This is a genomic window from Lysobacter yananisis (assembly GCF_031199375.1).
GTDB classification, from domain to species: domain Bacteria; phylum Pseudomonadota; class Gammaproteobacteria; order Xanthomonadales; family Xanthomonadaceae; genus Lysobacter; species Lysobacter yananisis.
This window is the reverse complement of the sequence record NZ_CP133568.1, coordinates 6,091,337-6,108,354: the sequence shown is the minus strand read 5'-3', so window position 1 is coordinate 6,108,354 and position 17,018 is coordinate 6,091,337. Positions and strand designations below refer to the sequence as shown.

General features: G+C 70.7%; 14 protein-coding genes and 1 pseudogene. 7 read left to right on the top strand and 8 right to left on the bottom strand.

The window, feature by feature from the left end; translation table 11 throughout:
• Positions 1-234: 234 nt before the first annotated feature.
• Both gltX and RDV84_RS25335 read left to right on the top strand, forming a co-directional pair.
• Positions 235-1,632, top strand: coding sequence for a glutamate--tRNA ligase (gltX, locus tag RDV84_RS25340; protein ID WP_309152035.1), 1,398 nt, complete (start codon positions 235-237; stop codon positions 1,630-1,632).
• 42 nt (positions 1,633-1,674) lie between these two features.
• Positions 1,675-2,172 (top strand): transcriptional repressor, encoded by a 498-nt coding sequence (locus RDV84_RS25335; RefSeq protein ID WP_078998932.1) that lies wholly within the window; start codon positions 1,675-1,677, stop codon positions 2,170-2,172.
• A gap of 297 nt (positions 2,173-2,469) precedes the next feature.
• Here RDV84_RS25335 and RDV84_RS25330 read toward each other — a convergent pair whose 3' ends face one another.
• Positions 2,470-3,723: an MFS transporter gene (locus RDV84_RS25330; protein ID WP_309152034.1), complete on the bottom strand. Its 1,254-nt coding sequence runs from the start codon at positions 3,721-3,723 to the stop codon at positions 2,470-2,472.
• 179 nt (positions 3,724-3,902) lie between these two features.
• Here RDV84_RS25330 and RDV84_RS27210 point away from each other — a divergent pair.
• A pseudogene (locus tag RDV84_RS27210) lies at positions 3,903-3,974 on the top strand (DUF6053 domain-containing protein); the annotation flags it as partial.
• Between the two features lie 48 nt (positions 3,975-4,022).
• Here the strand turns inward: RDV84_RS27210 and RDV84_RS25325 are convergent.
• Complete coding sequence (locus RDV84_RS25325) at positions 4,023-4,418, bottom strand: MarR family winged helix-turn-helix transcriptional regulator (protein WP_309152033.1); 396 nt, start codon at positions 4,416-4,418, stop codon at positions 4,023-4,025.
• 207 nt (positions 4,419-4,625) lie between these two features.
• The gene (locus RDV84_RS25320) at positions 4,626-6,800 is read right to left on the bottom strand and encodes a TonB-dependent receptor (protein ID WP_057946710.1); all 2,175 of its coding nucleotides are present in this window, start codon (positions 6,798-6,800) and stop codon (positions 4,626-4,628) included.
• A gap of 130 nt (positions 6,801-6,930) precedes the next feature.
• Between RDV84_RS25320 and RDV84_RS25315 the strand changes: the two genes are divergently transcribed.
• From RDV84_RS25315 to RDV84_RS25305, 3 genes are all read left to right on the top strand, one after another.
• Positions 6,931-7,341, top strand: coding sequence for a MerC domain-containing protein (locus RDV84_RS25315; protein ID WP_057946711.1), 411 nt, complete (start codon positions 6,931-6,933; stop codon positions 7,339-7,341).
• Positions 7,342-7,551: 210 nt separating this feature from the next.
• On the top strand, positions 7,552-7,737 hold the full coding sequence (locus RDV84_RS25310; protein WP_057946712.1) for a 30S ribosomal protein THX: 186 nt from the start codon (positions 7,552-7,554) through the stop codon (positions 7,735-7,737).
• Between the two features lie 246 nt (positions 7,738-7,983).
• A complete protein-coding gene (locus RDV84_RS25305) occupies positions 7,984-8,637 on the top strand; it encodes an outer membrane beta-barrel protein (RefSeq protein WP_057946713.1) in 654 nt (217 codons plus the stop codon).
• A gap of 307 nt (positions 8,638-8,944) precedes the next feature.
• Here the strand turns inward: RDV84_RS25305 and RDV84_RS25300 are convergent, their stop codons facing one another.
• The 3 genes from RDV84_RS25300 to hutI form a co-directional block, all read right to left on the bottom strand.
• Positions 8,945-9,838, bottom strand: coding sequence for a DUF6348 family protein (locus RDV84_RS25300; protein ID WP_309152032.1), 894 nt, complete (start codon positions 9,836-9,838; stop codon positions 8,945-8,947).
• Positions 9,835-11,040 carry a dipeptidase gene (locus tag RDV84_RS25295; protein ID WP_309152031.1) on the bottom strand — a complete coding sequence of 402 codons (1,206 nt, stop codon included), beginning with the start codon at positions 11,038-11,040 and terminating at the stop codon, positions 9,835-9,837. The genes RDV84_RS25300 and RDV84_RS25295 overlap by 4 nt, the downstream gene beginning before the upstream one ends.
• A 218-nt stretch (positions 11,041-11,258) precedes the next feature.
• On the bottom strand, positions 11,259-12,530 hold the full coding sequence (gene hutI, locus RDV84_RS25290) for an imidazolonepropionase (RefSeq protein ID WP_309152030.1): 1,272 nt from the start codon (positions 12,528-12,530) through the stop codon (positions 11,259-11,261).
• Positions 12,531-12,672: 142 nt separating this feature from the next.
• Between hutI and RDV84_RS25285 the strand changes: the two genes are divergently transcribed.
• The gene (locus tag RDV84_RS25285) at positions 12,673-13,986 is read left to right on the top strand and encodes a formimidoylglutamate deiminase (RefSeq protein ID WP_309152029.1); all 1,314 of its coding nucleotides are present in this window, start codon (positions 12,673-12,675) and stop codon (positions 13,984-13,986) included.
• A gap of 120 nt (positions 13,987-14,106) precedes the next feature.
• Here RDV84_RS25285 and RDV84_RS25280 read toward each other — a convergent pair whose 3' ends face one another.
• The gene (locus RDV84_RS25280; protein ID WP_309152028.1) at positions 14,107-14,649 is read right to left on the bottom strand and encodes a methylated-DNA--[protein]-cysteine S-methyltransferase; all 543 of its coding nucleotides are present in this window, start codon (positions 14,647-14,649) and stop codon (positions 14,107-14,109) included.
• On the bottom strand, positions 14,646-16,247 hold the full coding sequence (locus RDV84_RS25275; RefSeq protein WP_309152027.1) for an AlkA N-terminal domain-containing protein: 1,602 nt from the start codon (positions 16,245-16,247) through the stop codon (positions 14,646-14,648). Before RDV84_RS25275 ends, RDV84_RS25280 begins: the two co-directional genes overlap by 4 nt.
• Between the last annotated feature and the right edge of the window lie 771 nt (positions 16,248-17,018).

The window sequence follows — 17,018 nt, the reverse complement described above, 5'->3', positions numbered from 1 at the left end:
CGAAAGCCGGAACCCATTTTGATTTTCGCTCCGCCCGGCGATAGCCGGCCGGCTCTGCGGGCAAACCCGAAGCAAGATCAAAATGGGTTCCGGCTTTCGCCGGAATGACGGTGAAGACGAAGACGAAGGCGCCGGGACAGGGCCGGGCTGAAGCCCCCAACCGCCCCCGCAAAACCCCTGGCCCCCGCATCCGTTAAAATCCCCGGTCTCCCTCCGATCCACCCGAGCCCGCGCATGACCCGCACCCGCTTCGCCCCCAGTCCCACCGGCTACCTGCACATCGGCGGCGCCCGCACCGCCCTGTATTGCTGGCTGGAAGCGCGCCGCGCGGGCGGGCAGTTCGTCCTGCGGATCGAGGACACCGACCGCGAGCGCAGCACCCAGGCGGCGATCGACGCGATCCTGGAGGCGATGGACTGGCTCGGCCTGGGCTACGACGAAGGCCCGATCTACCAGACCCAGCGCCTGGCGCGTTACCGCGAGGTCGCCGAGCAGATGGTCGCCGCCGGCACCGCGTATTACGCCTACGAGACTCGCGACGAGCTCGAAGCCGCGCGCAACGCCGCGCTCGCGGCCAAGGAGAAGCCGCGCTACAACGGCGCCTATCGCGAGCGCAACGAGCCGTTCCGCGACGATCCGAACCGGGTCATCCGCTTCAAGAACCCGCTCGACGGCACGGTCGTGTTCGAAGACAAGGTCAAGGGCCGGATCGAGATCGCCAACAGCGAACTCGACGATCTGGTGATCTTCCGCGCCGACGGCTACCCGACCTACAACTTCGCGGTGGTGGTCGACGACCTCGACATGGGCATCACCGATGTCGTGCGCGGCGACGACCACGTCAACAACACGCCGCGCCAGATCAACATCTACAAGGCGCTCGGCGCGCCGGTGCCGCATTTCTCGCACCTGCCGATGATCCTCGACGAGAACGGCGCCAAGCTGTCCAAGCGCACCGGCGCGGCCGACGTCATGCAGTACCGCGACGCCGGCTACCTGCCGCACGCGCTGCTGAACTATCTGGTGCGGCTGGGCTGGTCGCACGGCGACCAGGAGATCTTCTCGATCGAGGAGATGACCCGCCTGTTCCAGCTCGCCGACGTCAACTCCAGCGCCTCGCGCCTGGACGCGGCCAAGCTCGGCTGGATGAACCAGCAGTACCTCAAGAACGACGATCCGGCCGCGGTCGCGCCGCACCTGGAATGGCACCTGCGCCAGCAGGGCTACGATCTCGCTGCCGGCCCGGCGCCGGCCGACGTGGTGATCGCGCTGCGCGACCGCGTGCAGACGCTCAAGGACATGGCCGAGCGCGCCGCGGTCTGGTATCGCCCGCTGCAGCAGTACGACGACGCGGCCGTGGCCAAGCACCTCAACGCGGCCGCGCAGGCGCCGCTGAGCGAGGCGCGCGCGCGCCTGGCGGCGCTGCCGGCGTGGACCGCCGACGCGGTCGGCGCGGCCCTGCACGAGACCGCCGAGGCCCTGGGCATCGGCATGGGCAAGGTCGCCCAGCCGCTGCGCGTGGCCATCACCGGCACCCAGGTCAGCCCCGACATCTCGCACACGGTCTACCTGGCCGGGCAGGCCCAGGCCTTGCAACGCATCGACGCCGCCCTTACTAAGATTCCGGCATAACCCATCCAGCGAAGGCCGCCGCGCCGCCACCGGGAGCCCGCCATGAACGCCGACACCGCTTGCACCGATCCCCACCACCACGTCCACGACGGCGACGCCTTCGTGCACGAGGTCGAGCGGGCCTGCGAGCAGCGCGGGCTGCGGCTCACGCCGATCCGCGCCCACGCGCTGCGGCTGATCGCCGATGCCGGCCGGCCGATGAAGGCCTACGACCTGCTCGATCAGATGAAGGCCACCCACGACGCCGCGGCGCCGCCGACGATCTACCGCGCGCTGGATTTCCTGCTCGAACACGGCTTCATCCACAAGCTGGCGTCGATCAACGCCTTCGTCGGCTGCCATCACCCGGGCGGCGCCCAGCACGCGGTGCCGTTCCTGATCTGCGACAGCTGCCAATCGGCGACCGAACTGGAAGACGAGCGCATCGTCGACCTGCTCGAAGCCCGCGCCCGCGCGCTCGGCTTCGTGCCGCAGGCGCAGACCCTGGAAGTGCACGGCATGTGCGCCGACTGCGTTACCGCGAAAGCCGCCAAGGCCTGATCGCAGCAACGCCGAAGCCCCTGTAGGAGCGGCGCGAGCCGCGACCGCGACACAGCGCCAACGACGAACCCGGCCCGCGAGCGGGAAGCCCGCGGGCGCAGCCGCGATCGTGCGGCTGCGCAAAGACGTCGCCATCGCCGCGAAGCCCCCTGTAGGAGCGGCGCAAGCCGCGACCGCGAATCCGCAACGACGATGCTTCTACCCGCAAGCCTGTCGCTGGCGGGGCGGATCTTTCGTGGTTGCGGATTCGCGGTCGCGGCTTGCGCCGCTCCTACAGGTAGATAGCGCGGCCTGCGCTCAGGCCTTGGCCGGCAGCAACCCGGGCGCGGTCGGCCTGGCCTCGCGGATCGGCAGATTCGCCGCCGCCGCCAGCAGCGCCAGCACGATGTCGGCGTACCACATCCAGGTGTAGTCGCCGAACTTCGCCATCGCCAGGCCGCCGAGCCAGGCGCCGAAGAAGCCGCCGATCTGGTGCGAGAGCAGGGTCAGTCCGAACAGCGTACCCAGGTAGCGCGGGCCGAACAGCTTGCCGACCAGGCCCGCGGTCGGCGGCACCGTCGCCAGCCAGGTCACGCCGAGGCCGGCGGCGAACAGGTAGAAGGTCAGCGGCGTCGGCGGCGAGAGCAGATAGATCGCGATCAGCGCGGCGCGGCTGGCGTACATGCCGGCGAGCAGGTACTTCATTCGCCAGCGTTGGCCGAGCCAGCCGGCTGCGAGGCTGCCGGCGACGTTGAACAGGCCGATCAGCCCCAGCGCCATCGCCGACACGTCGTCCGACAGCCCGCACAGCGCGATTTCGCCGGGCAGGTGGGTGACCAGGAAGGCGATGTGGAAGCCGCAGGTGAAGAAGCCGACGTGCAGCATCCAGTAGCTCGGATTGCGCAAGGCGATGCGCAGCTGTTCGCGCAGGCCGATGCCGTCCGCCGCGGCGCTCGCGGCGGCGGCCGTCGCCGCGGTCTCGCGCCGGCGCCGCAGCGGCCAGGCCAGCGGCAACGTCGCCATCGCGGCCACGGCCAGGGTCCACATCGCCGCCATCCAGCCGGCCGCGGCGATCACCGCCTGCACCAGCGGCGCGAACAGGAACTGGCCCATCGAGCCGCCGGCGTTGATCACGCCCGCGGCCATCGAGCGCTTCTCGGCCGGAATGCGCTGCGCGGTCGCGCCGATCAGGATCGAGAAGCTGCCCGCGCCCGCGCCGGCCGCGCCGAGCACGCCGAGGGTCACCATCAGACCCCATTGCGACGACACGAACGGCGTCAGCGCCATGCCGGCGACCAGCAGCAGGCCGCCGAACACCAGCACCCGGCCCGGGCCGCGCTGGTCGGCGAGGGCGCCGAACAACGGCTGCACCGCGCCCCACACGAACTGGCCGATGGCCAGGGCGAAACTGATCTCGGCGATGCCCAGGCCGGTGCTTTGGCCGATCGGTTTGATCAGCAACCCCTGCGATTGGCGGATGCCCATGGTGATCAGCAGCATGGCGGTGGCGGCGAGCAGCAGCGGCCAGTAGGACGCGGGCTTGGCGGGCGCCGGAGGCGGCGTGGAGGTCATGGCGGGCTCGGGTGGGAGGGCCTTCAGGCCCGGCGCTGTTCGTGCAGGGCGGCTGAGATCCGCTGTCGTGGCAGGGCTTTCAGGCCCGATGTTGTCGGTACAGGGCGGCTGCGATCCGCTGTGGTGGGAGAGCCTTCAGACGCGATGTTGTCGGTACAGGGCGGCTGCGATCCGCTGTTGTGGGAGGGCCTTCAGGCCCGACGCTTTTCGCTCAGGTCGGGACGAAAAGCGTCGGGCCTGAAGGCCTTCCCACAAAGGCAGTTCCACGGCGGGCGCGGCAATCGCGCAACCCGAGGCGGTCACGGCGCTTCGCCCTGCAACTGCGCGATCGCCCGATCCAGTTGCGCATGCAGCGCGGCGATCCCGTCCGCGCCGAGCCCCTGGTCGATTTCGTCCTGCGCCCGCCGCCACAGCGGCATCGCCCGCTCGACCGCCGCGCGGCCGGCCGCGGTAACCCGCAGCAGCCGTTGCCGCGCGTCCTCGCCCGGCGCCGATTCGATCCAGCCCGCCGCCGCCAGCGGTTTGAGGTCGCGGCTCAGCGTGCTGCGGTCCATGCCCAGCTCGTGGGCGATCTCGCCCAGCGGCCGGCCGCGGCCGCCGGTGCGGCGCAGGATCGAGTACTGGTTGAGGTTGAGCCCGGCCGGCGCCAGCGCCTGGTCGTAGCGTTGGCTCATCAGCCGCGAGAGTTTGCGCATGCGGAAGCAGGTGCAGACGCTGGCCGTGGGGGCAGGAGAAGGGGCGATCGGCGGTGAGGTCATTGAGTGTATATACACCTATTTCGTCCGCAACGGCAAACGCCGGCGCAGGCCGGCGTTCGCGAGATCGCAGCGAAAGCGCGACGCCGGCCGGGACCGGCGCCGCCGCGCGGATGCCGCCCGCCTGCGCGGCGGGCGGCCGCGCGCTCAGAAGAACATGCGCACGCCGAAGGCGACCCCGCGCCCCGGCAGCGGCGCTACGTCCTTGAGGAAGGAGGTGTGGGCGCGCGCTTCCTTGTCGAGCAGGTTGCTGCCGTCGAGGAACACTTCCCAGGCGTTGCCGGCCGGAGTGTCGGCGTGCCAAGCGACGTGCGCGTCGACCAGGGTGTAGCCCGGGGTCTGCGTCTCGTGTTCGGCGACCCGGTCCTGGCGCGCGTAGCGCACCGCGCCCAGCGAGGCGCGCCACGGCCCGCGGTCCCAGCGCAGCTCGCCGCCCACGCGCCACGGCGCGATCCGCGGCAGGTTGCCGCCCTGGGCGATGTCGGCGGTGTAGTCGTGCGTGTGGTCGCCGTGCGCCACCGAGAAATCGACTTCGCGCGAGCCGCTGCCGGCGAGCTTGCCGCGGACCACGTCGCCGAACACGCGCAGGCCCCAGGCGCCGGAGTCGTTGTCGAGGAAGGTCCAGTCGGCTTCAGCCTCGGCGCCGTTGAAACGCGCGTCGCCCTGGGTCCACAGGCGCACCGGGCCGTCGTGCTCTTCCACGCCGGTGTCGGCCAGGTAGATGAAGTCGTTGTAGCGCACGTGGTACAGCGAGGCGCTGAGCTTGAGCGGGCCGTTGTGCCAGTGCAGGCCGATCTCGGCGCGGTTGGCGGTCTCTTCCTTCAGGCGCGCGTCGCCGAGCTCGACGCTGGCGGTGGCGACGTGGGTGCCGTTGGAGTACAGCTCCTCCGCGGTCGGCGAGCGTTGCGCGCGGTCCAGGCCGAAGGACAGGTGGAAGGCGTCGCTGAGGTTCCAGCGCGCCGACGCCGACAGGCTGGTGGTGTCGAAATCGCGGTCCGGGCCGCTCGCGCCCTCGGCCAGTTCGATCTTGTTGCGGTCGTGGCGCGCGCCGAGTTCCAGCTTGACCGGGCCGAACTCGCGCTCGCCGATCCAGAACAAGCCGGCATCGCGCGACTGCGACGGCGGCACGAACGCCTCGTCGCCGACGGCGCGGAAATCGCGCTTGCCGAACTGCAGGCCGAACGCGCCGCTCCAGCCGGCCCAGGGTTTGTGCACCAGTTCCACCCGGCCCTCGGTGCTGGTGTTGTCGAACACGGTGCCCGGCACGGCGCCGTCGTATTCGGTGTGGGTGTATTCGGTGCGGGCCAGCTTGACCCGCAGCGAGGCGAACGGGCCGAGGTCGTTGAGGCCGCCGCGCACTTCGGTGCGGCGCTGGTCCATTTCGATGTGGACCGGGCCTTCCTCGCCTTCCTCTTCGCCGCCGTGGTCGTGGCCGTCGTCGTCGCCGTGTTCGTGCGAATGGCCGGGCACGCCGTAGCGGGTATTGAACAGGCTGTAGCTGGCGCCGAGGAAGCCGCGATCGCCGACCCAGGAAATGCCGAGCGAGCCGGCGTCGGTGCGCACCGCGCTGTTGCCCAGCACGCCCTTTTCGGCCGGATCCGGGGTTTCGCCCTCGGCGGCCATGCGCGCGCGGCTTTCGGCGTAGCCGGGGATGTCGTAGTCGCCGGTTTCGCGGTGCAGGGCGTCGAAATGGAAGACCACGTGGCCCGAGGCCGAGGTGCCGTCCAGGCGCACCATGCCGGTCTTCTCGTCGCTGACGGTGTTGCCGCGCAGCTCGGCGCGGCCCTGCAGCGGCTGTTCGGTGGCCTTCTCGGGAATGCGCCCGTCGACGACGTTGACCGCGCCGCCGATCGCGCCGCTGCCGTAGAGCAGGGTGGCCGGGCCCTTGAGCACTTCGATCTGGTCGGCCAGGAACGGCTCGATGGTCACCGCGTGGTCGACGCTGACGGTGGACACGTCGCCCGAACCCAGGCCGTCGCTGAGCACCTGCACGCGCGCGCCGTCGAAACCGCGCACGATCGGCCGGCCGACGCCGGGGCCGAAATAGGAGGTCTGCACGCCCGGCAGCTTGGACACGGTCTCGCCGAGCGAGTTGGCCTTGGCCCGGTCCAGGCCTTCGCCGGCCAGCACTTCCACCGGCCGGGTCAGTTCCTCGGCGGTGCCGGGCAGCGGCGTCGCCTTGACCTCGACCGCGGACAGGTCCTTGGGGGAATGGCGATCGCCGTCGGCATGAGCCGCGTCTTGCGCCTGCGCGATCAGCGGCAGGGCCAGGTTGAGCGAGAGGACGAGCGGCAGCAGCCGGGGCAGGGAACGCTTCGACATGGGTTTCAGCTACAGTATTGGAGGAGGCGGCGGTAATGTTATACTATTACGACAGCAGGTCCTCCCCCAGAAGTCATCATTAAAATTCTTTAACCTGTCGCCTCGCCGCGACCGGTTGATCGCCACGCTAATGTCCGATTCGCCATCCCGCAGTCTGATCGACCGTATCGGTGCCCTCGGTTCGCTGTTGTGCGCCGTGCATTGCGCGCTGTTGCCGCTGGCGATCGCGCTGATCCCCTCGCTCGGCCTGGCCAGCCTCGCCAGCGACCGGTTCGAGCTCGCCTTCGTCGCCTTCGCCACCGTGCTGGGCGCCTTCAGCCTGATCTGGGGCTATCGCCGGCACCACGCCGTGCGCGCCCTATGGCTGCTGGTGCCGGGGCTGGCCCTGCTCTGGGTCGGCGTGCTGTACGCGCCGCTGCATCATTCGGTGGTCCCGCACGCGATCGCCATGACCATCGGCGGCGCCCTGGTCGGCCTGGCCCACCTCGCCAACCTGCGCCTCAACCACGGCCACATCCACAGCGCCAGCTGCGCTCACTGAGCCGGCCCGCACCGGCCGCGCCCTCGTGCCGCCATCCGGGCCGCCGCAGGCCCGCCGAACCCGTGTTCCAGGCGCTTGTGCTAGGCTTCGCAGCCTCGCGCGCGAGCCTTTCGCGCGGATCCGGGGCATCGCGACCCCGGCCGCGGCGTTCGCGGCTTGCGCGAGCCATCATTTCGAAACACCGTACATCACGATTACAGGAGCACGACCATGGGTAAGGGCGACCGCAAGACCGCCAAGGGCAAGCGCTACAACTCCAGCTACGGCAACGCCCGCAAGGCCGTGACCAAGGCCACCGGCAGCGCCGCCGCGCCGGCCGCCAAGAAGACCGCCAAGACCGCCGTCGCCAAGGCGCCGGCGAAGAAGGTCGTGGCCAAGAAGGCCACCAAGGAGTAAGCCGCGCCGCGGCCCCAGCGGCCGCCGCTGCGACGACGAAGCCCCGCTCCGGCGGGGCTTTTGTTTTGGCGCGGCCGGTGCCGTCCGCGCATGCGGCGCTGGGACGGGCTGCGTACAAAAGTCACTTGAATCGCAGATGCGCCGTGCCCGTCTTCAATATTTCGAGACGGTCTGTGATTTTTTCATTAAGATTCGCGCCGATCCCGAGGAACGGGACGCTTACCGAATCAAGGACCAAGGGGACTTATGAAGAAGCAACTCGCGCTGGCCCTCGCGCTGGCCGCCGCCTCCACCTCCGCCGCCGCCTACGACAGGCTGAGCCACACCTACGTCGAAGCCGGTTTCGCCCATCAGCAGGCCGAAGTGCCGGTGCTCGCTCCGGTCGGGGTCACGGTCGACGACATGAAGGCCAACGGCGGCTTCATCAACGGCTCGATCGCGGTCGGCGAGAAGTTCTACGTGTTCGGCGGCTACCAGAAGGGCAAGGACGACAGCATCGCGGTCAACTTCGAAGGCTTCGGCAAGATCGGCGAATTCGAGATCGACGCCCAGCAGGCCCATGGCGGCGTCGGCTACGGCCACCAGCTCAGCGACCGGGTCCAGTGGACCGGCGAAGTCAGCTTCCTGCGCACCCGCTTCAAGGCCAAGGGCGAAGATATCACCCAGGACACCGCCGAAGGCGACGACTATCGCGCCTCGCTCGGCCTGCGCGGCAACCTGGCGCGCAACTTCGAAGGCTGGATCAAGGCCAACTACACCGACGGCGACATGTACGACCAGGAGTTCAGCGGCACGCTGGGCGGCCTGATCAAGTTCAACGACAACTGGGGCATCGTCGCCGAAGGCGAGTTCGGCAGCGACCAGAAGCAGTACCGCCTGGGCGTGCGCTGGAGCTTCTGATCCGCGCATCGCGCTGGTCGACGGCGCAACGACGACGAAGCCCGGCTCGCGCCGGGCTTCGTTTTTTTTGGGTCATCGCGCTAGGCGAGAGGGTCTTCGGGCCCGAGGTCTTTGCATCCGCCGCGGTGGGGTTCCGGCGACCTGAGCCGAAAGGTGCCGGGACTGAAATCCCTCCCACAACAGCCGCGTGGCAGCGACAGTTGCGAAGAGCTTCTGTGGGAGGGCCTTCAGGCCCGACGCTGTTCGATCCGTCGCGGCATGGCTTCGCGTCAGCCTGAGCCGAAGCATCGGCGCTACGGCGCCGCGCTCACTCCGGCGCGTCCTGCACGATCACGTACTGCTTGCGGAATTCGATCGTTTGCCCGGGCGCGCTCGGCCAGTTCGCGGCGTAGTCGCGCAGGCCGTCCAGGCCCTGCGGCCAGTCCTCGCCGTTGACCCGGCAATCGGCCTGGCATTCGCCGTCCTGATGGTCGCGCGAAGCGAACAGGCGCAGGGCGAATAGGCCCGGCTGCTCGAGCAGCGGACGGAACGCCTCCAGCGAGTTGGTGAACAGGCAGCACGGGCAGAAGCCGTGCGCGTCGCCGTCGTCGCCGGCCTCGCATGCGTCCGCCGGTTCGCCGTCGGCCGCGCAAGCGGCGGCGCGCGCGGCGTCCGCCTCGGCCTGCTGCGCGCGGCCGAAACTGGCGACGGGGCCGAACACGATCCGCCGCTCGCGCCGTGGCGCGCCGTCCTCGCCGCCGAACTCCATGCGCATGGTCATGCAGGTTTCCGGCTCGGCGCGCGTCGCGTCGAGCAGCGCGAGCAGGTCGGTGCGCGCCCACTGGTCGAAGCCGCGCTTGACCGAGTCGTCGAAGGTCTCGCCGGTGGCGTGCTGATACTCGAACAAGCCTTGCGGGAACAGCCGCGGGTGATTGCACTGGATGGTGCTGGCGGTGCGGATCGTGCCGCCGTCGAGTTCGGTGAAGTCGACCAGTTGCGGGAACGCGAACAGGCCGTCGTCGCCGATCTCGATCCAGCCGTTGTCGTAGGCGTGCGCGCGCTGGCCGTGCTCGGCGAGGACCGAGGCCAGGGTGTCGACCAGGTCGAACGGCTCCAGGTAGGTCTCGCCGGCCTCGTCCTCGAAGCGCAGGTGGCCGGCCGGCGAACCGCCGGGATTGGCCTCGAGCAAGCCGAACTCGGGGCCGGCCGCGGATGCGCTCACGAACGCACCGCCTTGGCCTCGACCTCGGCCCACACCCGCAGCAGGTTGCCGCCGAGCACCCTGCGGATGGTCTCGTCGGAATGCCCGCGCGCCTTCATGCCGTCGATCAGGTTGGGATAGTCGGCGACCGACTTGAGCCCTTCGGGCAGCGCGCCGCTGACGCCGTCGAAGTCCGAGCCGATGCCGACGTGATCGGCGCCGAGCAGCTTCACCGCGTAGTCGATCTGGTCGAGCACCGCGTCGATCTTGACCGTGCGCGGCGGATGCGCGGCTTCCCACTGTTTGTCGAAGGCCTCGCTCGACTTCGGCGTTTCGCCGCGCTTGCGCGCCGCGGCCTGTTCTTCCTCGAACTTGGCGCTGGCGACGAAATACGCCTGGGTGTCGGCGGCCGAGGCCGGATCGACGAAGGCGTTGCCGAACACCACCTGGACCACGCCGCCCTTGGCCGCGACCGCCTTGGCCAGCTCGTCGCTGAGGTTGCGCTCGAAACCGGGAGTGAAATGGCGCAGGCCCGAGTGGCTGGCGATCACCGGCGCCTTGCTGCGCGCGAGCACGTCGCGCACCGCGTCGTCGGACAGGTGCGAGACGTCGACCATGATGCCGAGCCGGTTCATCTCGTCGACGACTTTTTCGCCGAACGGGCTCAGGCCCTTCCAGGTGCGCTTGCGGCTGTAGGAGGAATCGCTGATGCGGTTGTCCTCGCTGTGGGCGAGGGTGATGTAGCGCACGCCGCGGTCGAAGAACAGCTTGAGCCGCGACAGGTCGTCGCCGATCGGCGCGCCGTTCTCCATGCCCAGCGCCAGTAGTACGCGCTGGTTGTGCGCGTTGAGCCGTTCGAAGTCCTTGGGCGAGCGCAGCACCGCGAACTGCTCGGGGCGGCGGCCGACCATCGCCTCGACCGCGTCGATCTGGGTGTGCGCGGTCTGGGTGGCGGTGCCGGCGGCGTCCTCGCCGGGCGAGGTGTAGATCGACATGAAAGCGATGTCGAGCCCGCCTTGGCGCGCGCGCGGGTAATCGAACTCGACCTTGGGCGTGTCCAGGCCGAGGTCGGCCCAATGGCGCAGCAATCCAGTCGGCGCGTCGATGTGGGTGTCGACGATGATCGCGTCCTGGGCGAAGCGCTGGCCGGCGCTGAGGGGCTGGTCGGCGTGCGCCGCGAGCGGCGCGAGAGCAAGGGCTAGAGCGAGAGCGGCGATCCGCACGGGTCCTCCGGGTAGGCGCGGCGCGCATCGGGGCGCGCGGGAGGGCCAGCGTACAACAGCGGCGCGGTGCCGGTTGTGGCGGTGCAGCGAACGGCGGCCCGCTTTATGCAGGAGCGGCGCGAGCCGCGACCGCGACCACGCAACCACGCCGTAACCTTCGTCGTAATCGCGTTGTCGCGGTCGCGGCTCGCGCCGCTCCTACAGGGAGATACGCGACTTCAGGCGATCTGGCGGCCTTGGCAGTACACGCGCTGCGCCAGTCGCCCGCCGAGCCAGTAGCACAGCTCGGCCGGATGGCGGATGTCCCACAGCGCGAAGTCGGCGCTGGCGCCGACCTTGAGCGCGCCGGCATCGCCGAGGCCGAGCGCCTGGGCCGCGTGCACCGTCGCGCCGCGCAGCGCCTCTTCCGGAGTCAGCTTGAAGTGCGCGCACGACAGCTGCATCGCCTGGCGCAGCGACAGCAGCGGCGAGGTTCCGGGATTGCAGTCGGTGGCCAGCGCCATCGCCACGCCGTGCTCGCGGAACGCGTCCAGCGGCGGCAGCTTGGTCTCGCGCAATACGTGAAACGCGCCCGGCAGCAGGACCGCGACGGTGCCGTGCGCGGCCATCGCGCGCACGCTGTCGAGCGAGGTGTGCTCGACGTGGTCGGCCGACAGCCCGTCGAAGGCCGCGGCCAGCGCGCCGCCGCCGAGGTCGCTGAGCTGGTCGGCGTGCAGCTTGACCGGCAGGTCGAGCGCGCGCGCGGCTTCGAACATGCGCGTGGTCTGGGCCGGGCTGAAGCCGATGCCTTCGCAGAACGCGTCGACTGCGTCGACCAGGCCTTCGGCGTGCAGCCGCGGCAGCCATCGGCAGGCGGCGTCGATGTAGTCGTCGGCGCGGCCCTGGTACTCCGGCGGCAGCGCGTGCGCGGCCAGGTACGTGGTGCGCACGCGCACGCCGAGGGTTTCGCCCAGGCGCCGGGCGACGCGCAGCATCTTGCGTTCGTTGTCGAAGTCCAGGCCGTAGCCGGACTTGATTTCGAGCGTGGTGGCGCCGTCGGCGATCAGGGCGCGGGCGCGCGGCAGCGACTGGCGCAGCAGTTCGTCCTCGTCGGCTTCGCGCACGGCGCGCACGCTGGAGACGATGCCGCCGCCGGCGCGGGCGATCTCCTCGTAGCTGGCGCCCTGCAGGCGCAGCTCGAATTCGCGCGCGCGGTCGCCGGCGAAGACCAGGTGGGTGTGGCAGTCGATCAGCCCCGGGGTGATCCAGCCGCTGGCCTGGATCACCTGCGCGGCCAGGGCCTCGGGCGCGGCCGGTAGCTGCGCGCGCGGGCCGAGCCAGGCGATGCGGCCGTCGCGCCAGGCCAGGGCGGCGTCGGCGATCTCGCCGTAGCCGGCGGCGGCGTCGAGGGTGGCGAGCGAGGCGCCGAGGATCAGACTGTCGTACGGCAGGCCGTCGTATGGCAGGCCGTCGTACGGCGGGCGGTCGGGGGCGGGCGATGAGGACGTCATGGCGGCGATTCTAGTGGCTGCGGCCGCGCCGGGCTGTGTACGCCGGCGCATCGTGCCGATGCGGCCGCCGCGGGCCGCCGGCTTCGGCAAAACCGCGTCGCGGCGGTTTTCCTCGGCCGCCGCGCGGGCGAGAATGCCCGGCATGAACGCCAACGCTCCGAATTCCGTGTGGACCCCGCAAGGCTGGCGCGGCGACGCGTCCGCCGAACGCATCGTGCCGGGCATCGCCAACCTGCATTCGCACGCGTTCCAGCGCGCGATGGCGGGCATGGCCGAACGCCAGACCAATCCGAGCTTGGGCCTTGGCCCAAGCGGCGGGCACGACAGTTTCTGGACTTGGCGCGAGACCATGTACCGCTTCGCCGCCCGCTTCACGCCCGACGCTTTGTACGCGGTCGCCGCGCAGCTCTACGCCGAGATGCTCGAAGCCGGCTACACCAGCGTCTGCGAGTTCCACTACCTGCACCACGCGCCCGACGGCCGGCCCTACGCCGATCCGGCGGCGATGTCGCGCGCGCTGATCGAAGCGGCGCGCGACACCGGCATCCGCATGACCCTGCTGCCGGTGCTGTACATGACCGGCGGCTTCGACGAGCGCCCGCTGGGCGAGCGCCAGCGCCGCTTCGGCCACGAGGTCGATGCCTACCTGCGCCTGCTCGATACGCTGCGCGCCGAACAGAACGCGACGCTGCGCGTGGGCTGCTGCCTGCACAGCCTGCGCGCGGTGCCGCCGGCGCCGATGCGCGAAGCGCTGGCGGCGCTGCCGGCCGACAGCCGCGTGCACGTGCATATCGCCGAGCAAGTGGCCGAAGTCGAGGACTGCGTGGCGGTGCGCGGCGCGCGGCCGGTGCGCTGGCTGCTCGACAACGCCCAGGTGGACGAGCGTTGGACGCTGGTGCACGCCACCCATCTCGACCAAGGCGAAGTGCGCGACACCGCCCGCAGCGGCGCCACGGTGGCGATCTGCACCACCACCGAGGCCAACCTCGGCGACGGGCTGTTCCCGTTGCGCGACTACCTCGACGCGGGCGGCTATTGGGGCGTGGGTTCGGACTCGCACATCTCGGTGTCGCCGGTGGAAGAGCTGCGCTGGCTCGAATACGGGCAACGTCTGGTCACGCGGCGGCGCAATATCGCGGTGAGCGTGGGCGCGGACGGGTCCGACAGCGTCGGCGAGACCTTGCTGCGCGGCGTCGCCGCGAGCGCGCAGCGCTCGACCGGGTTCGATGCGGCGGCGCTGGCCGGCGACACCCTGGTGCTGGACCGCGACGCCCCGGCGTTCGCCGGCGCCACCGATGCCGATTACGTGGACCGCTGGTTGTTCAGCGGCAACCGCAATCTGGTGCGCGAGGCGTTCGTCGGCGGCGAGCGAGTCGTGGTCGAGGGGCGCCACCGCGACCGCGAGGCGATCGCGCGGCGCTACGGCGAGACCTTGCGCGCGCTGTTGGCCGACTGAGGACGGCTGTCCATCTGTAGGAGCGGCGCGAGCCGCGACCGCGACAACGCAGCCACGACGCAAATTTCGGCGTAGTCGCGTTGTCGCGGTCGCGGCTCGCGCCGCTCCTGCAGGGGGCTCTCAACCGCCGAACAAGTCGGCGGAGTGCGGCGCTTCCTGCAGCGCGCCTTCCAGCATCAACAGATGCTTCTTCACCGGCAGCCCGCCGCCGAATCCGGTCAGGCTGCCGTCCGCGCCGATCACCCGGTGGCAGGGCAGCACGATCGGTAGCGGGTTGCGCCCGTTCGCCGCGCCGACCGCGCGCGTCGCGGTGGGCTGGCCGAGGTGCCGCGCCATCTGCCCGTAGCTCCAGGTTTCGCCGTACGGAATCAGCGCCAGCGTGCGCCAGCACTGCAGCTGGAACGCGGTGCCGTGCGGCGCCAGCGGCAGATCGAAGTCGCGGCGCGCGCCGGCGAAATACTCGGCGAGCTGGCGGCGGGTCGCGGCGAGCACGGCGTCGTCGCCTTCCTCCCAGCTTTCGTCCATCGCCGCAGGATGCCAGGGCTCTTCGAATTCGATCAGGCGCAGGCCGTCCTCGCCGCTGGCCAGCAGCAGGCGGCCGACCGGGCTGTCGATGTGCTGGTAGCGCACCTCGCCGCGCTTGAGCCGGATCGGCGAACTCATGCGGCCCGCCGGGTTTTCTTGGGCTTGACCGCCGGCGCGGACGCGGAGGAGGCGGCCGAGACGGCTGGTTTTGGCGGCAACGACGCCGGCATGCTGTCGCGCCAGGTGTGGATCACGCCGTAAGCGCGCCACGGCCGCCACGCTTCGGCGCGCGCGCCGAGCGCTTTCGCGCTCAGGCGCACGCCGTCTTCGGGCAAGGCTTTCTGCAGCACCAGATCGTCGGCGGGAAACGCATCGGGATGGCCGAGCGCGCGCATGGCGATGTAGTGCGCGGTCCACGGGCCGATGCCGGGCAGCGCGACCCAGCGCGCGACGAAGTCGTCGAGGGTGCGCTCGGCGCGGAAGTCGACGCGCCCGTCGAGCAGGGCGCGGGCGACGGTGCGCACGGTGTCGGCGCGCGCGCGGGTCAGGCCGAGCGGAGCGAGGTCGGCATCGGCCAGGTCGGCCGGGGTCGGAAACAGGTGGGTGAGGCCGGGGCCGAACGGCTGCGGCAAGGCCTGGCCGTAGCGTTGGGCCACGCGCGCGGCCAGCGTGCGCGCAGCGGCGACGCTGACCTGCTGGCCGAGGATCGCGCGCACCGAGATCTCGAAGCCGTCCCAGCCGCTCGGCAGGCGCAGGCCGGGACGCTTGCGCACCAGCGCGCGCAGGCGCGGGTCCACCGTCAGCGCCGCGCCGATCGCGTCGGGATCGGCATCGAGGTCGAACATGCGGCGCAGGCGGTTGGTGATCTCCAGCAGGCGCGACGGCGCGGTGCCGTGCAGCTCCAGCTTCAGCGCGTGCTGGCGCTCGCGCTTGTCCGCGGGCCACGCGCCGACGCGCAACCAGCCGGGCGCGTCGATCGGGCCGATCGCGCGGGTGTAGCTGTGTTCGTCGACATGCTCGACCCCGGGAAGGGCGCGTCCGCGAAGGAAATCGAGCATCGCGCCCAGGTCGTACGGCGGCCGGTAGCCCAGCCGCAGCACCAGCGCGTCGCCGTCGCTCGCGCCGTCGCCCGGCGGCGATTCGTTCGGTCGCCGGCGCAGATCGCGCGGCGCCATGCGGTAGGCCTCGAGGAAGGCGGCGTTGAAACGGCGCAGGCTGCCGAAACCGGCGGCGAGCGCGACTTCGGTGATCGGCAGGCGGGTTTCGGTCAACAGCTGTTTGGCGAACAGCAGCCGGCGGGTGCCGTGCACGCCGATCGGCGGCGCGCCCAGGCGATCGACGAACAGCCGGCGCAGTTGCCGTTCGCCGAGACCGACGCGTTCGGCCAGCGCCGACAGCGGCTGTTCGGCGAGCGCGCCTTCGTCGATGAGCTTGAGCGCGCGCGCGACCACCGCATCGCCACGGCGCCACGCGCCCTCGGCCGGCGACAGTTCCGGCCGGCAGCGCAGGCACGGGCGGAAGCCGGCGGCCTCGCACGCGGCGGCATGGCCGAAGTACTTGACGTTGGCGCTCTTGGCCGTCGGCGCCGGACACACCGGCCGGCAATAGATGCCGGTACTGGTGACGGCGACGAAGAACAGGCCGTCGAAGCGCGGATCGCGGCTGATGCGGGCCTGTTCGCAGACGTGCGCGGGCGGCATCGAGGCGGCCGGAGCGGGGATGACGGGGGCGTCCATGCGCGCAGACTAGCACCGGGCTGGGGGCGCGACTCGCCGGATTCGGACAGGGACATTGGCGGCGCGAAGCGGCCGGTTCAGGCAGCGGCGCACGCGCCCGAGGGGCGTGGACGGAGCCGGTTCGGGCCGTGGTTTTCGCGGTGGTTGTGTTGGCGCGGTCGCGGCTCGCGCCGCTCCTACAGGGGCTTCGGCCAGTACAGGCACAGCCCGCGCATCGTCATTCCGGCGAAAGCCGGAATCCATTTTGCTCTTGCCGTCGCTTGTGCTCGTTCGAGCGAGATGCAGTCGTCCCGCAGCCCCGCAGGGCGTGCGCATGGATGCGCACGCGCGCCATGGGGCAGGATGCCCCTTATGGCGCGGCCCCGCGCCCGGTGCTGGACCTAGTGGCTCTTGATCCGAAAAAGACAAGGCCTTTTCTTTGGTTACTTTCTTTGTGGCTTAAGACAAAGAAAGTGACCCGGCCGCTTGCGGACGGAAGCACTTGATCTTCGCTTGTCGTCACCCGCAGGCACACGCAAAAGCAGAACCCGCCGCGGCACGCCCCCCGTAGGAGCGGCGCAAGCCGCGACCGCGCCACCGCAAACACAGTGAAAGTTCCGTCGTAGTTGCGCTGGCGCAGTCGCGGCTCGCGCCGCTCCTACAGTCGGATACGCACCGCCACGGCCATCGTTCCAGCGAACCCGGAACCCAGCCCACCGCCGACGCCTGCAGCCCCCAACCCCACCGACCAAAGCGAAAAACAAAAGGCCCGGCAGTCGGGGGACATGCCGG